This window comes from Nitrobacter sp. NHB1, assembly GCF_036964665.1.
In the GTDB taxonomy this organism is placed as follows: domain Bacteria; phylum Pseudomonadota; class Alphaproteobacteria; order Rhizobiales; family Xanthobacteraceae; genus Nitrobacter.
The window spans coordinates 971825-985625 of sequence record NZ_JBAMDA010000001.1 but is presented as its reverse complement, the minus strand read 5'-3'; the positions used below and the strand labels follow the sequence as shown (position 1 = coordinate 985625).

Here is a 13801-nt window from a genome sequence, read left to right as displayed (position 1 = left end):
TTTTACCGCGTTGCTTCTGCAAGAAGCCCGAACACCGAAAAAACCAGCGGTTTTCGCTCGAGATTGTAGGTTTCCGTCTCGCGCGCGGCGTTGTTGATCTTTTCCCATACCTCCGCCAGCCGTGCAAGGCGAGGAAGATTGGCGTTGGCATCGCCGGTGCGGAGACGCTCGGCGACCCAACGATCGACACTGTCGACGAAGGCGCCAAGAGCAGCGCGATCGCTGCCGCCAAGCGCATCGCCCAGTGCGTGGAGTTCGCGCGGGTCGACCTGCGGAAGGCTGTCCAACAACGCCGTCGTCCGCTGATGAAGCTTCAGCGCGCCGCCTCCCACCAGGGCCAGCGCTCGCGCCACGCTGCCTTCGGCCGCGTCGGCGGCTTCCCGTAGCGACGCATCGTCGGGCGCGATCTGCGCCGCCTCGGCGGCCGCCCGGATCACATCGTCGGCGACCAGCGGCCGCAGCGCGAGTTTGCGGCAGCGCGACTGGATCGTCGGCAACATCCGGGCCGGCGCGTGGCTGACCAGAAGAAACAGCGACTGACGTGGCGGCTCCTCAAGAACCTTGAGCAGCGCGTTGGCGGCATTGGGGTTGAGTTCGTCGACGGTATCGACGATGCACACCCGCCAGCCGCCCACGGCCGCGGTCGAACCGAAAAAGGCGATTGTCTCCCGGGTCTGCTCGACGCTGATGACTGTACGCATCACACCCTTTTCGTTGGGCGTCCGCTCCAGCGTCAGGAGCCCGCCATGCGTGTCGGCCGCGACATGGCGGGCAACCGGATGCATCGGGTCCAGTTCGAGCGTTTCCGCCGATTGCACCCCTGCCATGGCGGGGTCGGCGTGCGCTAGCACAAACCGCGCCATCCGATAGGCCAGCGTCGCCTTGCCGATCCCCGGAGCGCCGCCGATCAGCCACGCGTGCGGGATGCGGCCGCCTCGGTAGGCGTCGAGCAACGTTCGCTCCGCCTCGCCATGACCGAACAGCGCGGTGGTTTCGCGCGGATGCAGGAAAGACTTCTCCGCAGCGGTGGGGCGGGCGATCATGCCCGTGTGACCGTTTTGGTGGAGTCCGCTGTCAGCACGCGGTCGCGCAGTGCTGCCCACACGCCGGCGGCGACGGTATTGATGTCGGCATTGGCGTCGATCACCACGCAGCGTTGCGGGTCGCTCGCGGCGATGTCTCGATAGGCGCCGCGGAGATTCTGGTGAAAAGCAACGTCCTCGGCCTCGAAGCGGTCGGGTGCGCGGCTGCCGCGGCGAGCGGCGGCGCGCTGCATCCCGACCTCTACCGGAACGTCGAGGATCACGGTCAGATCAGGCTTGAGATCGCCAATGGTGACGCGCTCCAGCGCGTTCAGCACGCTTGGCAGCACGTCGCCCAGCCGGCCCTGATAGGCACGGGTCGAATCGGCAAAGCGGTCGCAGAGCACCCAGATGCCCTGCTCCAGCGCGGGCTTGATGACAGTATGAACATGGTCGTCGCGCGCCGCAGCAAACAGCAAGGTTTCCGCATAGGCGCCAAGCATTTTTCCCATGCCGGATAGCACGAGGTGACGAATGATTTCGGCGCCCGGCGATCCGCCGGGTTCGCGCGTGACGATGGCCCGCAGTTTCGCCGCGTTGAGGCGCTCGGCGAGGATTTTGATCTGCGTCGATTTGCCGGACCCCTCGCCGCCCTCGAAGGTAATGAAGCGCCCACACAGCAGGCCCGCTTTGGGTGCGGCCTCGGTCATCAGAGCCTCGCGACGCCCGAGCGCACCATCCCGATGACAAGCGCGATTGCCCCGTCCATCGCGCGGCGCATGGTCGAGCCGACACCGATGGCGTCCGTGGCATGAACCGGCGTCTCGACCGCGACTTCCTTGCCACGCCACACCCTGATGACCCCGACCGGCTGTCCCGGCGCTATCGGGGCGTGAACGGGGCCCGTATAGACGATGCGTGCGATCAGCTTGTCGCTGCCGGTCTTCTGGACCATGACCTGAACCGGTTCAGACGCGGCGACCCGAACCGAGCCGCTGTCGCCGCCAAACACCTTGGCGTAGCCGACCGGCTGTTCCGCTGCGAACAAGGTTCGGACTTCGAAATTCCGAAAACCCCATTCGAGCAACTTCTTGGCGGCGGTCGCGCGGTCGTCGGCACTCTCGAGGCCGTTTACCACGACGATCAGCCGCGTGCCGTTCTGGACGGCCGAGCCGACCAGGCCGTAGCCGCCCTCCTTGGTGTAGCCGGTTTTGAGCCCGTCGGCCCCGTCCATCGCGGTCAGCAGCGGGTTGCGGTTGAACTGGCGGATCTTGTTCCAGGTGAATTCGCGTTCGCCGAACAGCTTGTAGAAATTCGGATACGTCAGAACGATGTGGCGCGCCAGCATAGCAAGCTCGCGAACCGTCATCTTGTTGTTCGGATCCGGAAGGCCGTTGGAATTGGCGAAGGTCGAGCGGGTCATGCCCAGTTCCCGCGCCCGCGCTGTCATCTTTTCCGCGAAGGCGCTCTCGTTCCCGGCGATACCCTCCGCCAGCGCCATGCAGGAATCGTTGCCGCTCTGGATGATCGCGCCGTGCAGGAGATCGTCGACGGAGACGCGGCTGTTGATCGCCGCGAACATGGTCGATCCGCCAGAGGGCGCCCCGCCCTTGCGCCAGGTGTTTTCGCTGATGAGGAACTCGTCGGTGAGCTTGACCTTGCCTTTCCGGATGGCGTCGAACACCACCTCTACCGTCATCAGTTTCATCATGCTGGACGGCGCACGTAGCTCGTCGGCATTCTTTTCGAACAGCACGCTGCCGCTGTTAGCTTCGATCAGAATCGCGGTCGGGGCGCTGGTCTCATAGACCTCTTCCTTCTTGGCGCCCTGTACGCTGTTGTTTGCAGCCAACGCGATGCCATTGAGGCCGATCGCAAGGCCGACCGCGGCGGCCATCAGACCGCGCCAGGCGAACCTCCGGCGTTTGTCAGGCGTGGAAGATCTGGTTGTCATGCGCCGTGTTCCGAATGGGCCATTCTAACAGTTGGAACCATCGCGAACAACACGGACCACGCCCGAGGAGCACCGGGGAATGTCAAGACGGCGGGATCGGTTGCTGGTGGGCGGCGCTTAGTAGAGTCCGCGCCCCGAGAGCAGTTCGCTCGGTCCGCGCGGGTCGATGGGCGCATAAGCGGCGACCGGGTGGACATCGCCTGACACGCTGTCGCCGCTGGCGTCGTATGAAACCGCTCGCGGATTGTCCGGCCTCTGTGGATGCGACCGGACGCGGCTGGACGCCGACATTTCGGAAGTCGCATTGATGGAGTCAGCGTCCATCGAGGTATGTCCGAGCGTATAGGGTCGCCCGTCCGGCGTCGGAACATCGCTGCGGATCGGCCGCTCGGACGACGCGAGTTGAGGCACAAACGGCCGTGCCGACGCGATCCTGACCGTGGATGGCGACGGCGCCGGTTCGCCGGTTCGTAGGGTCGCCATCAGTTGCCGGTCATCCGAACCTTCAAGCGGCGCGCGTCCGACATATTCGACCCGTACTCGCGCGACGCCCTTGCTCTTGAACTTCAGCAACTCGGCGGCCTTGTTTGAGACGTCGATCAGCCGGTTGCCGTGATACGGTCCGCGATCGTTGACGCGAACGATCAGGGATCTGCCGTTGCCGAGGTTGGTCACCCGTGCATAGCACGGCAACGGGAGCGTCGGGTGCGCGGCGGACAGTGAGGCCATGTCGAAAACCTCGCCGTTGGCAGTCAGACGGCCATGAAAGGCGTCACCGTACCATGAAGCGAGTCCTTCAGCACGGTAATGGGTATTTTCCTCAGGAACGTAGACGCGTCCGGCGACAGTGTAAGGCTTGCCGACCCGGTAAGTGCCGCCGCCTTTCGGCACCGGCTCGCCGAAGCCGACGACCCGGGGGCTGCTCGAAACTCCGTACTTCGGATCAATCCGGCTAAACTTGCCCGATGAACTGCAATTGGCCAGCATCAAGCACGCGCCCGCGGCGGCTACAGCGCGTGCAGCACGTCCAATTCGATCTGAATCTGGTTTCCCCATCCGTCCCCAAGACCAATTCCCGGACGCCATGCCACGCATCGTAGCGCCGGTCAGCATGATACGGCCCACATCCATACCAAGCCGTGAACATATCGCAGCGCAAACACGGCGGAAATGGGGTGAGCCGTCGGTTGACGGAACGAATAGTAAATCAGGGGTTGCTGCCCGGCTCGGTCGAGCCGTCCTCCGCACCGGGCTGATCGAAGGTAACTCCGATCCGGTTCTGCTTGATCCAGATCACCCGACAGTGGCGGATCACACGATCCTTCTCGGTCATGAGCTGGAAATGCGACGGGACAAAAGCCGGATTCGGAACCTCGACGGCGGCTCCATCGGCGGACATGTTCAACAGCCGGCATCGCATGCTCAATCCGCTAGCAGAAATGTAAGCCGATTCGTCGATTTCGACGCGCGGATGTTTGCGGCGATCATCCATTGGTGAATTTCTTTGTCTTTACGTAGGAGCACCATCATGATCGCGACGCGCGCGCAACACCCCGCATTACCCGGCGGAATGAACTCTATAGCGGCCGGCCTAACGAAACACCAATGCGCATGAAGTTTCCCGGCAGCATAGGGCCGCATTCTCATTCTCCGCTAACGGCTTTCCGCGCGGGAGGGTCTTCGTCGCCCGTCAGAAAGCGATCCCGATCTATCGGAAGGCATACGGAAGAGCGCATCACCCTCCCCGAGATGTATCGAAGCCTGGCTGTGATGCTCCAAGACGGCGCGTCCCGAGGTGATACAGAGGCGCAATCGAGAACGGACCATCAGCTTAAGGAAACGATCAGCACAAACAGGCATATCTTTGTAAAACCGTCTGTTTTTAAATAACGGAAGCTGACTTTCTGCTGAAAACGAAATCGGCGAAGGCGTGATCGTGTCCTGCTCCAGTATTGCGAAGCAGGCTCGACGACTTGGCCTTCGATCTGCCTCCGTCCGCATCGCGGAATCGAATCATCCTTCCGCGACCAATCTGGCTTCTTTCAGAAAACCCGTTCGCATTGCGCTTCGGCGAGGCGTGCGCTAAGCGGTCGAAATTCCTGAGACGACGGAAGGGTGGCCGAGTGGTTTAAGGCACCGGTCTTGAAAACCGGCGTGGGTGCAAGCCCACCGTGGGTTCGAATCCCACCCCTTCCGCCAGTAAAGTGTCCACACCATATCAAGCTAATGCGGATTGTCGAGAGAAGTGGCTATATAGCGGCTGTGCCGCAGCCACTTCCTCGCTTTCAACGGTTCGGATCATTCCGAATTGTTGCTAATCGATCCGTAGAATTAGCGACATTTTAGCGAGGGATATGGCGTAGGTTTGGAGGACACTTTGGGAAATCTCACCGCTGCCAAGGTTAAGAATGCAAAGCCTGGCGATCGTCTTGCTGATGGCGATGGCCTGCGGCTCGACGTGGATGCCAACGGCAATGCGTCATGGGTCTTTCGTTTCAAATCACCGGTCACGGCGAAGGAACGATACCTAGGATTAGGACCTGCCCGCGACGTCGCGCTTTCCGAGGCGCGCGATTTGGCAGCCGACGCCCGCAAACTTGTTCGCAGCGGAGTCGACCCGATAAATCAGAAGCGGGAAAAAAAGGCTTCTGCGCGAGTTGCCGCGCGCCGTGACATGACCTTTCGGCAGTGCGCCGAACGATTCATCGATAGCCGCGAGGCGACGTGGAAAAACCCCATCCATCGCCAGCAATGGAAGAACACCTTACGGGATTACGTCTATCCGGTAATCGGTTCATGGCCAGTGGCGGAGGTCGACGTTGCCGCGGTTCTTAAAATCCTTGAACCGATCTGGCAGAAAAAGCCGGAGACAGCCTCGCGCATTCGCGGCCGGATCGAAGCCGTGCTAGATTGGGCGACGATGGCGGAGTACCGCAGCGGCGATAACCCGGCTGTCTGGCGCGGTCGCCTTGCCCATTTGCTGCCCTCGCGAAAGAAGGTGCGCGCCGTCCGCCACCACGACGCCCTGCCCTACGTTGAAATGCCGAAGTTCTGGAAGTCGCTTTCGGCTGACACGTCGGAGTCCGCCGCGCTGCTCAGATACATCATCTTGACCGGCGCGCGTTTCAGCGAAGCGGCCCGCGCTGAGTGGTCCGAGATCAACACGGAAAAGCAGATATGGACCGTGCCAGCCGTTCGAATGAAAGGCGGTCGCGAACACGTCGTGCCGCTGACTGACGAAGCAATGGCAGTCCTCGAACTTTCCCGCACGAAGGCGGGGCTGATATTCCCCGGCCAGCGCGTCGGCCGACCGATCAGCGACGTGAGCATTGCCAAGGCGATCAAGCGCCACACTGCCCTGCCTGCGACGTGTCACGGCTTTCGATCGTGCTTCAGGGATTGGTGTGGCGACAAAACGGACGTGCCGCGCGAGATCGCCGAAGCTGCATTGGCACATGCCATCAGCAACGATGTTGAGGCGGCTTATCGACGCTCATCAGCAATCGAAAAACGTCGCGCTCTCATGGTGCTTTGGAGTCGGTACTGTTGCGAAGCGGTCCGACCCGTTGACAAAATTCCTAAAACGTAGTATGGTGCCTGCGTTCTAAGGGTAAGAAGACACGGCCACGTTGGCGGGTGACACGTAAGCGGGTACGACCCCCCGGTGTCATTTTCACCCTGAACGACTGCAACCGGATTGCAGCCGAGGCAGATGCGCAAATTACATGCGCTCGTCTCGGCTTTTTGTTGCCCGATGGCGAGCCATATCAAAATGGAGCTCGCCGTGGCTAAATCACTTGACCTTCAAAACCGACTGGCCGTCTCGGTCTCGGAATTCTGCCGCCTCACCGGCAGCAGCAAGTCTTATTTCTATTCCCTCCCCGACAATGAGCGGCCGAAGATGGTGAAGCGCGGTGGCCGCTTCTTCATTCCGATTGGCGAAGTGCATCGCTTTGTTGGCGAGGTGGCGGCATGAGAATCACCGCAATCTCCAAAATCAAAAATCCGAAGACTTGGGAAAACGGCGATCACCCTCTCGCCTTTTTCGATGTGGAATTCGCCGGCGTTCGGATCAGCAAGTGCTTGCTCGTTCGCACCGCGCGCGGCTTCAATCACACTTCGCCGCCGAAAACGAACGGCGAGCGGCTGGTCGAATTCACCGAAGGCTCGCTGTCGAAGGCTGCGGCGGACGCGGCCTATAACGCGCTGCTGATTCTCGGCAACTGACGCCGATTGAAAAACCCGCCGACGCGGGAGCAACTCTTATGCATCAATCAAAGAAAGCAATCAAACGTATGTCATCTAAAACTTCGAGCTTTTTCGACTTTTACGAACGTCACGGCTTCGCTCTGCATCAAGTCCATGAGGGCGATAAAGCCCCGATCGGCAAGGAGTGGCAACTCCGACACACGAAGGACACCCTGCGATGGGAGACGTGGGTCGCCGACGGCTACAACATCGGCATTAACCCCGGCGCATCCGGGATCGCGGTTTGCGATGTCGAACGGGGCTGCGAGACAGTCTTCAAGGAATGGTGCAACAACCTCGAATTTGAGCCACCGCCCCCGCACATGACCAGCCCCTCCGGTGGCTTTCATACATATTTCCGACTTCCCGACTCGGCGACATTTCAAAAGCAGGGCAAAGGGCAGACAGGATGGGGCGATCTCCTGGTTGGCAACGCTAACGCTGTGTGCCCGCCAAGTTATTTCACAAACCCCCGCAACATCGCCGGAAAGACGCCTGGGCCTTACGTCTCGACTGGCGTTGAGGATATTTACGACGGCAATGTGCTGCGCCCCGCATTGACGACAGCGCCCCCCAAGGGCGAGGTAGACCTGTCACGCTTGGCGCCGGCTGACCATGCGCCACTTCCGCGGGGGCGCGCTGAAACGGTGCTTGCGGAGGCGTGCGCGGAGCTTCGGGCGCTGGACGGCACCGGCTCGCATCCCGTCATCTTGAAGGTTGCCAATGCGGTTGGCGCCCATGTCGCGATTGGTAATATCGGTCGCGAGTTTGCCTATTACGCGCTGGCGGAAGCGTTCAGCGAGAGCGGAGTGTCGAGCGAAGGATGGGAGCGCGCAATAAATAATAGCTTCGACAACGCGATGACATTTACGGATATGCCGCTGAGGGACAAAACCGCCAAGGAGATGTTTGCGGATGTCATCATTGGGGCGCCTCCAACTCCGCAACCGCCTCTAGAGCCCTACACCGGCCCGATTCCCCTACCCGGGCCTGCCGAAGATGATGGCTATTACGAAGAACCCGGCAACGCCTTTGTTGAGCGATCGTTCAGCGCAGCCGAATTGGCAGGCTTGCCGGTTCCGGAGCGCGATTGGTTCATTCGCGAGTGGATTCCGAACGGTCAGGTTACGATGATCTACGGCGACGGTGGCGTCGGTAAATCGCTGGTCGCGTTGCACATGGCGGCTTGTGCGGCATCCGCGGTTCCGTGGTTCGGTCGACCGGTCAAGCATGGCAATGCCATCTTCATGACGGCCGAAGATAGTCGGGACGAAATCCACATCCGCCTCGCCGCCATCTCGCGCGAGCATGGCATTTCGCTTGAGCGCATGGCGAGTCTGTATCCTTCCAGCTTTGCGGACACAGATGCCGTGCTGGCTTCGCTGAATGGCGAGGGCGTTCTAAATGCCACGGGGCTCTATGACGAGCTAGTCGACGTCTGCGAGGCTGGAAAGCCATCGCTGGTCGTTCTGGATACCCTCGCGGACATCTACGGCGGCAACGAGGTCATTCGCCAGCAAGTGCGGTCCTTCGTCGGCATGCTTCGCAAGATCGCATTGCGCTTCAAATGCGCGGTTGTGGTGCTGGCGCATCCGTCACTTTCTGGCTTGAACAGCGGTTCGGGTACGTCAGGCTCGACGGCTTGGAATAACTCCATCCGCTCCCGGATGTATTTCGATTGGGTGAAGGACGAGGGACAAGTGGGCGATCCCGATCTGCGTGTCTTGAAGCTGATGAAATCGAACTATTCGAAGATCGGCACCGAAATCCCCATGCGCTATCAGCGAGGCGCCTTTGTCCCTGACCGCGCACGCGCAGTAACGGGCGATCCGCTGGAGCGGCAAGCAAAGGCTGATCGGGTGTTTCTCGAACTGCTTGAGAAAGCCACGGGCCAGAACGTCCACGTCCATGTAGCTCCGGGGCGAGGATACGCGCCAAAGACGTTTCAGAGCGACGGCGGTTCGCAAGGCGTCAACAAGAGCGATCTTGAAATGGCGATGAAACGCCTTCTCGACACCAAGCGAATTGTCAACGCACCGTACGGCCGATCGGGTGGTTATCGCTTGGAGGTCGCCAGATGATGGGCGTCTATCGCCCGTCTATCCCTCCGTCTATCGCATGCAGATCGCCCGTCTATCGGGCGTCCATCGCCCGTCTATCACCGCATATATCAACCCCCTTATACCCCCTGCGATAGACGCCGCTTGGGCGCGGCGCCCACGCATCAGAACCATTGACCAATGCTGGCGGCTGCCATAGCCAAGACCATGGGTCAATGGCATAGGTTGACAAAAGTCCGTGATCGTAGTAAACTTTTGTTACATGAGTATATTGACCGATGGCACGCTCGCCACCCGCCTATCCGCCGCGCTCAATAGCGCTGGCATCCCCTACGGCCTGACGCTTCAGCATCAAGAGTCGGACAACGATCCGTTCAACCCAACGGTGACGTGGGTTGACCACGATGCACAGGGCTGGGTGGACAACTACTCCCAGCAAGACCTCACTGGCACGCTCATTCAAGCGAATGATCGCAAAGTCTTCATTGTTTGCAGCAGCTTAGACCTTACGCCTGCGACTGTTGATCGCCTCGTCATCAGTGGCATCACGTACACAGTGGTCAATGTCGCGCTCGATCCAGCATCTACATGTTGGGTCATTCAGGCGCGCAAGTGACGTACAACACCATATCTTGTGCTGGTGCCAATACCCCGAAATGGGGGGGACCGTTCGCCGCAGTAGGCGGGCAGACGCTTTCTCGCTCCCCGAAAAAATCGGGTAAGAAATGAGCGCCGAAGACGCCATTAAGTTCTTGGAATCACTAAAAATTCCAGAGGGTCCGCTAGCCGGGAAACCGGTGAGATTGGCCGATTTCCAAAAGCAGTACGTCCGCGGCGCGCTGGCAGATGGCGTTTCCATCGCAGCGCTATCGGTCGGGCGCGGCGCCGGCAAAACAATGCTGGGTTCCGGCCTGTCCTTGGCGGCGCTGCTCGGCAAGATCGATCGCCAGCCGCGGCGCGAAGTCATCATCGGGGCCAAGACCCGCGACCAGGGCCGCATTGCGTGGTCCTTCATCGAAGGTCTGGCCGAGTCGCTCCCGACCAAAACCCGCAAACTGCTGACGTTCGTCCGCTCTCCGCGCCTTGAGGTGCGGTTCGAGGGTGACGGCGGTGGTCATGTCCTGCGCGTGCTGGCATCGGACGCCAAGAATGCTTTGGGACTGGCACCGGTATTCAGCCTGCTCGATGAGCGCGGGTTCTGGGACCGGGACAAAGGTGACGCCTTGGAAGCGGCCATCTTCTCGGCGCTCGGCAAGCGGTCCGGGCGAGCCATGGTCATCTCGACGTCGGCGCCGGACGATGCCCACTCGTTCAGCAAATTACTCGATGCGCCGGGCGAGAACGTCTACGTCCAGGAACACCGCGCGCCGGCGGGCTGCGCTCCCGACGATCTCGAAGCGATCAAGGCTGCGAATCCCGGAGCGGTCACCGGCATCGGATCCTCGCTCGACTGGCTCCAAGGCGAGGCACGCCGCGCCCTTGCCCGCGGTGGCAGCACGCTATCGAACTACAGGCTTTTCAACCTCAATCAGCGCGTGTCCGGCGAAACCCGCGACATGCTGCTTACTACCGATGAATGGCTCAACTGCGAGGTGGACGAACTCCCCGAGCGCGCCGGCAGCGTCGTCGTCGGAATTGATCTCGGAGGCAGCGCCTCCATGACTGCGGCAAGTTTCTACTGGCCGGACACGGGTCGCCTCGAATGCCTTGGATGGTTCCCTTCGCAGCCTTCGCTCCTCGACCGGGGACAGCGGGACGGCGTCGGCAGCCGCTACACCGAAATGGCGAGCCGCGGCGAATTGACGACGCTTGGCGCGGCAACCGTTCCTGTGGCGCCGTGGGTATCCGAGGTCATTCGTCACGTCGAGGGCGAGCGCATCGCCGCACTGGTCATGGACCGATACAAACAAGCGGAGCTTGGTCAGGCGATCGACGCCGCCGGCATTCGCTGCCCGATCGTATGGCGCGGTTTCGGCTTCAAGGACGGTTCGGCCGACTGTCTTCAATTCCAGCGCGCGTGCTTTGACGGGCTGGTAAAGGCGAAGCCGTCGCTGTTGCTGCGTAGCGCGTTCGGCGATGCCGTATGCCTCCGCGACCCGGCCAACAACATCAAACTGGCTAAGGCCCGTTCGCTCGGACGTATCGATGCAGCGAGCGCGACCGTGTTGGCGGTCAGCCATGGCGCGCGAATGCTTGCAGCGCCAGTTCGCAAAGCGCGGGCGCCCGTATGGTTGTGAAAACCTACGATCGCAAATCGGCGCACGTCATTCGCGACAAGCGATGGCCCGCGCTCCGCTATCAGGCCAAGCAACGCGACAGATGGCGTTGCGTCAAATGCGGATTCCGCGGCCGGCTCGAAGTCGATCACATTAAGGCGGTACGCGACGCGCCAGAATTAGCGTTCGAATTATCGAACCTCCAGACGCTTTGTCGCTTCTGCCATTCCAAGAAAACTCAGATCGAAGTCGGTTTCTTCACTGAAGTCGACCCGAAACGCGCCGCCTGGCGCGATCTTGTCCGCCAGTTGGCGAAACCCCAAACCCACGAGGTACTAAATGTTGACGTCAGTTAAAATTCAGCGGGAACAGAGCGAGCTTCGCTCACAGCTTGCGGTGCTTGCCGGCAAGCAGACGCCCGACGATACAGAGCTTCGTCAGATGACTGAGCTTGATGGCCGCTATCAGGCCAATGAGCAGCGTTTCCGTGCTGCTCTGATTTCCGAAACCGAGGAACGCTCGGCAGCCAAGGACGATCTGGAAGGCCGTTCGGATCGCGAGTACGCCGATCTCATTTCGCGATTTGAGCTTCGACAGGTTGCGCAATTCTATGACGAGGGCAGGTCCCTGTCCGGTCAGACTGCGGAAGTGGTCGAGGAAATGCGTTCGAAGGGCAGCTATCGCGGCGTGCCCGTTCCGCTGGCGGCTCTTGAGCAGCGCAGCGGCGAGACGATCAGTTCGGGAACGCCGGATCCGATCGTTACCAAGCCGATCATTGACCGGCTCTTTCCGCAGTCGGTTGCAGCGAAGATGGGCACGAGCCTTATCAACATCGACACCGGCGCGGTCGAGTATCCCGTCGTCACGTCCAGCGTAACGGCAGGCTGGGCCGATGGCGAGCTAGCGGACGTTGCGGCTGCGCAGGCATTTGCGACGACGGACAAACCGCTGAAGCCGGAACAGAACTTCGGCGTTCAAATGGTTTTGTCACGGAAGACCCTCAAGCAGTCGGCAGGCATTGAGGACGCGGTTCGTCGCGATATGAATTCCGCGATTGCCGCCGGTCTCGATAAAGCGATCTTCCTCGGCACTGGCGCGAACGGTCAGCCGCTCGGCGTCATTTCGGGTCAGGCGACGTACGGGATCAGCACCACGGCGATTTCGGCCGCTGCGAGTTGGAGTGCCTTCCGTGCTGCGGTTGTGGCGTTCATGCTCGCCAACACCGCGAACGGCGCTTCGGACGTGAATCTTTTGATCCGCCCCGAAGTGTGGAGCGATCTTGATGACACGTTCGCGGATTCCGGTTCGGGTATCACCGAATGGGATCGGCTGCTGAAGAACATTCCGGCCGGCAACATTGCCATGAGCAACAATGCGCTTGTGGCTCCTGCGGGTTCTCCGCTCGCCAGCAAGGCTTTGCTTACGACTTCGGCCGGCGGGGTCGCTCCGATCTTCGCCGCTCTTTGGGGCGGAATTGACCTGGTGAGGGATCCCTACGCTGGGGCAGCCGCTGGATCGCTGAAGCTCACGGCAATTCTGACTGCGGACGTGACCGTTGCTCGTCCGTCTCAGTTGGCTGTGCTCACGGGCATTCAGTAATGTCAGATGGATTCGCCATCGGTATAGGCGAATTGGAATTGCGCGCTTCCCCTCGCGGGGGGAGGCGTCGCATCCGTGGTCGCTTTCCGTACCGCAAGCGCGCCATCCTCAGCGATGGAGGCGCACGCGGTAAACCGGTCAAGGAGCAGTTTGAAGCCGGCGCCTTTTCATATTCGATCAAATCCGATGCAGAAATTCATTTGCTCAGTGGTCACGACTATTCGAAACCACTCGCCAGCAAGAACACCGGAACACTGACATTCGACGACGGTCCGGAAGCGTTGCAGTTCGACGCGGATATTGCGCCGGAAATCGCGGACACGTCATATGGCAGCGATTTGATTAAGCAGATTTCGAGCGGCCTCGTGTTTGGCTTATCGCCGGCATTCAGAATTCCGCCGCCTGCGGCTGTGCCAGCGCACAAGGCGCAGAAGGTTGAAGACGAAGACCCGAAGCTCGGCCGCGCGATTATTCGCACAATCTTCGAAGCGATCCTGACGGAACTGTCGATCGTAACGAGGCCCGCATATTCCGACGCCAGTGTCGTGCTGCACGACGCGCTCGGCAACGTCATCAATCCCGAAGACATGACGGACGAAGAGAAACTTGCCGCGGGCTGGACCTACAACGCGGCTGGAATCCTGATCCCGCCGCCACAGACAATCAAGCGCGCGATGCCCGCGCCGCTTCGCTGGAGATAAC

At 60.8% G+C, this 13801-nt stretch carries 14 protein-coding genes, 1 tRNA gene and 1 pseudogene; 11 read left to right on the top strand and 5 right to left on the bottom strand.

Going from position 1 to position 13801, the window contains the following annotated elements:
• Nucleotides 1–2: 2 nt before the first annotated feature.
• The 5 genes from V4R08_RS04655 to V4R08_RS04635 all read right to left on the bottom strand — a co-directional run bounded on the left by V4R08_RS04655 (nucleotide 3) and on the right by V4R08_RS04635 (nucleotide 4468).
• Entirely contained in the window at nucleotides 3–1043 is a 1041-nt protein-coding gene (locus tag V4R08_RS04655; protein WP_335578267.1) for a DNA polymerase III subunit delta', read from the bottom strand.
• Nucleotides 1040–1732, bottom strand: coding sequence for a dTMP kinase (gene tmk / locus V4R08_RS04650; RefSeq protein WP_335578266.1), 693 nt, complete (start codon nucleotides 1730–1732; stop codon nucleotides 1040–1042). Before tmk ends, V4R08_RS04655 begins: the two co-directional genes overlap by 4 nt.
• Nucleotides 1732–2976 carry a D-alanyl-D-alanine carboxypeptidase family protein gene (locus tag V4R08_RS04645; protein WP_335578265.1) on the bottom strand — a complete coding sequence of 415 codons (1245 nt, stop codon included), beginning with the start codon at nucleotides 2974–2976 and terminating at the stop codon, nucleotides 1732–1734. The genes tmk and V4R08_RS04645 overlap by 1 nt, the downstream gene beginning before the upstream one ends.
• A gap of 117 nt (nucleotides 2977–3093) precedes the next feature.
• A complete protein-coding gene (locus tag V4R08_RS04640; RefSeq protein ID WP_335578264.1) occupies nucleotides 3094–4032 on the bottom strand; it encodes a septal ring lytic transglycosylase RlpA family protein in 939 nt (312 codons plus the stop codon).
• Between the two features lie 151 nt (nucleotides 4033–4183).
• The gene (locus tag V4R08_RS04635; RefSeq protein ID WP_335578263.1) at nucleotides 4184–4468 is read right to left on the bottom strand and encodes a PilZ domain-containing protein; all 285 of its coding nucleotides are present in this window, start codon (nucleotides 4466–4468) and stop codon (nucleotides 4184–4186) included.
• Nucleotides 4469–5085: 617 nt separating this feature from the next.
• On the opposite strand from V4R08_RS04635, the gene V4R08_RS04630 reads away from it, so the two are divergent.
• From V4R08_RS04630 to V4R08_RS04590, 11 genes and pseudogenes are all read left to right on the top strand, one after another.
• Nucleotides 5086–5175: transfer RNA gene (locus tag V4R08_RS04630), tRNA-Ser, on the top strand.
• Nucleotides 5176–5353: 178 nt separating this feature from the next.
• On the top strand, nucleotides 5354–6565 hold the full coding sequence (locus V4R08_RS04625; RefSeq protein ID WP_335578262.1) for a tyrosine-type recombinase/integrase: 1212 nt from the start codon (nucleotides 5354–5356) through the stop codon (nucleotides 6563–6565).
• A gap of 123 nt (nucleotides 6566–6688) precedes the next feature.
• On the top strand, nucleotides 6689–6952 hold the full coding sequence (locus V4R08_RS04620) for a hypothetical protein (RefSeq protein ID WP_335578261.1): 264 nt from the start codon (nucleotides 6689–6691) through the stop codon (nucleotides 6950–6952).
• Nucleotides 6949–7203 carry a hypothetical protein gene (locus V4R08_RS04615; RefSeq protein WP_335578260.1) on the top strand — a complete coding sequence of 85 codons (255 nt, stop codon included), beginning with the start codon at nucleotides 6949–6951 and terminating at the stop codon, nucleotides 7201–7203. The genes V4R08_RS04620 and V4R08_RS04615 overlap by 4 nt, the downstream gene beginning before the upstream one ends.
• 38 nt (nucleotides 7204–7241) lie before the next feature.
• Nucleotides 7242–7676, top strand: a pseudogene (locus V4R08_RS18205) (bifunctional DNA primase/polymerase); the annotation flags it as partial.
• 258 nt (nucleotides 7677–7934) lie between these two features.
• Nucleotides 7935–9305: an AAA family ATPase gene (locus V4R08_RS04610; protein WP_335578259.1), complete on the top strand. Its 1371-nt coding sequence runs from the start codon at nucleotides 7935–7937 to the stop codon at nucleotides 9303–9305.
• 250 nt (nucleotides 9306–9555) lie between these two features.
• The gene (locus tag V4R08_RS04605; protein WP_335578258.1) at nucleotides 9556–9900 is read left to right on the top strand and encodes a hypothetical protein; all 345 of its coding nucleotides are present in this window, start codon (nucleotides 9556–9558) and stop codon (nucleotides 9898–9900) included.
• A gap of 181 nt (nucleotides 9901–10081) precedes the next feature.
• Nucleotides 10082–11521: a terminase TerL endonuclease subunit gene (locus V4R08_RS04600; RefSeq protein WP_335578257.1), complete on the top strand. Its 1440-nt coding sequence runs from the start codon at nucleotides 10082–10084 to the stop codon at nucleotides 11519–11521.
• The gene (locus V4R08_RS18200; protein ID WP_442935628.1) at nucleotides 11512–11856 is read left to right on the top strand and encodes an HNH endonuclease; all 345 of its coding nucleotides are present in this window, start codon (nucleotides 11512–11514) and stop codon (nucleotides 11854–11856) included. The genes V4R08_RS04600 and V4R08_RS18200 overlap by 10 nt, the downstream gene beginning before the upstream one ends.
• Nucleotides 11840–13099: a phage major capsid protein gene (locus V4R08_RS04595; protein WP_335578256.1), complete on the top strand. Its 1260-nt coding sequence runs from the start codon at nucleotides 11840–11842 to the stop codon at nucleotides 13097–13099. The genes V4R08_RS18200 and V4R08_RS04595 overlap by 17 nt, the downstream gene beginning before the upstream one ends.
• On the top strand, nucleotides 13099–13800 hold the full coding sequence (locus V4R08_RS04590; protein ID WP_335578255.1) for an HK97 family phage prohead protease: 702 nt from the start codon (nucleotides 13099–13101) through the stop codon (nucleotides 13798–13800). Before V4R08_RS04595 ends, V4R08_RS04590 begins: the two co-directional genes overlap by 1 nt.
• Nucleotide 13801: the final 1 nt, after the last annotated feature.

Excerpts from the sequence above, each read along its gene's own strand:
- V4R08_RS18200 (WP_442935628.1), top strand. The coding sequence starts at position 11,512 with ATGGTTGTGAAAACCTACGATCGCAAATCGGCGCACGTCATTCGCGAC.
- V4R08_RS04655 (WP_335578267.1), bottom strand. The coding sequence starts at position 1,043 with ATGATCGCCCGCCCCACCGCTGCGGAGAAGTCTTTCCTGCATCCGCGC.
- V4R08_RS04640 (WP_335578264.1), bottom strand. The coding sequence starts at position 4,032 with ATGGGGAAACCAGATTCAGATCGAATTGGACGTGCTGCACGCGCTGTA.
- V4R08_RS04590 (WP_335578255.1), top strand. The coding sequence starts at position 13,099 with ATGTCAGATGGATTCGCCATCGGTATAGGCGAATTGGAATTGCGCGCT.
- V4R08_RS04620 (WP_335578261.1), top strand. The coding sequence starts at position 6,689 with ATGCGCAAATTACATGCGCTCGTCTCGGCTTTTTGTTGCCCGATGGCG.
- V4R08_RS04635 (WP_335578263.1), bottom strand. The coding sequence starts at position 4,468 with ATGGATGATCGCCGCAAACATCCGCGCGTCGAAATCGACGAATCGGCT.
- V4R08_RS04595 (WP_335578256.1), top strand. The coding sequence starts at position 11,840 with ATGTTGACGTCAGTTAAAATTCAGCGGGAACAGAGCGAGCTTCGCTCA.
- V4R08_RS04645 (WP_335578265.1), bottom strand. The coding sequence starts at position 2,976 with ATGACAACCAGATCTTCCACGCCTGACAAACGCCGGAGGTTCGCCTGG.
- V4R08_RS04615 (WP_335578260.1), top strand. The coding sequence starts at position 6,949 with ATGAGAATCACCGCAATCTCCAAAATCAAAAATCCGAAGACTTGGGAA.
- tmk (WP_335578266.1), bottom strand. The coding sequence starts at position 1,732 with ATGACCGAGGCCGCACCCAAAGCGGGCCTGCTGTGTGGGCGCTTCATT.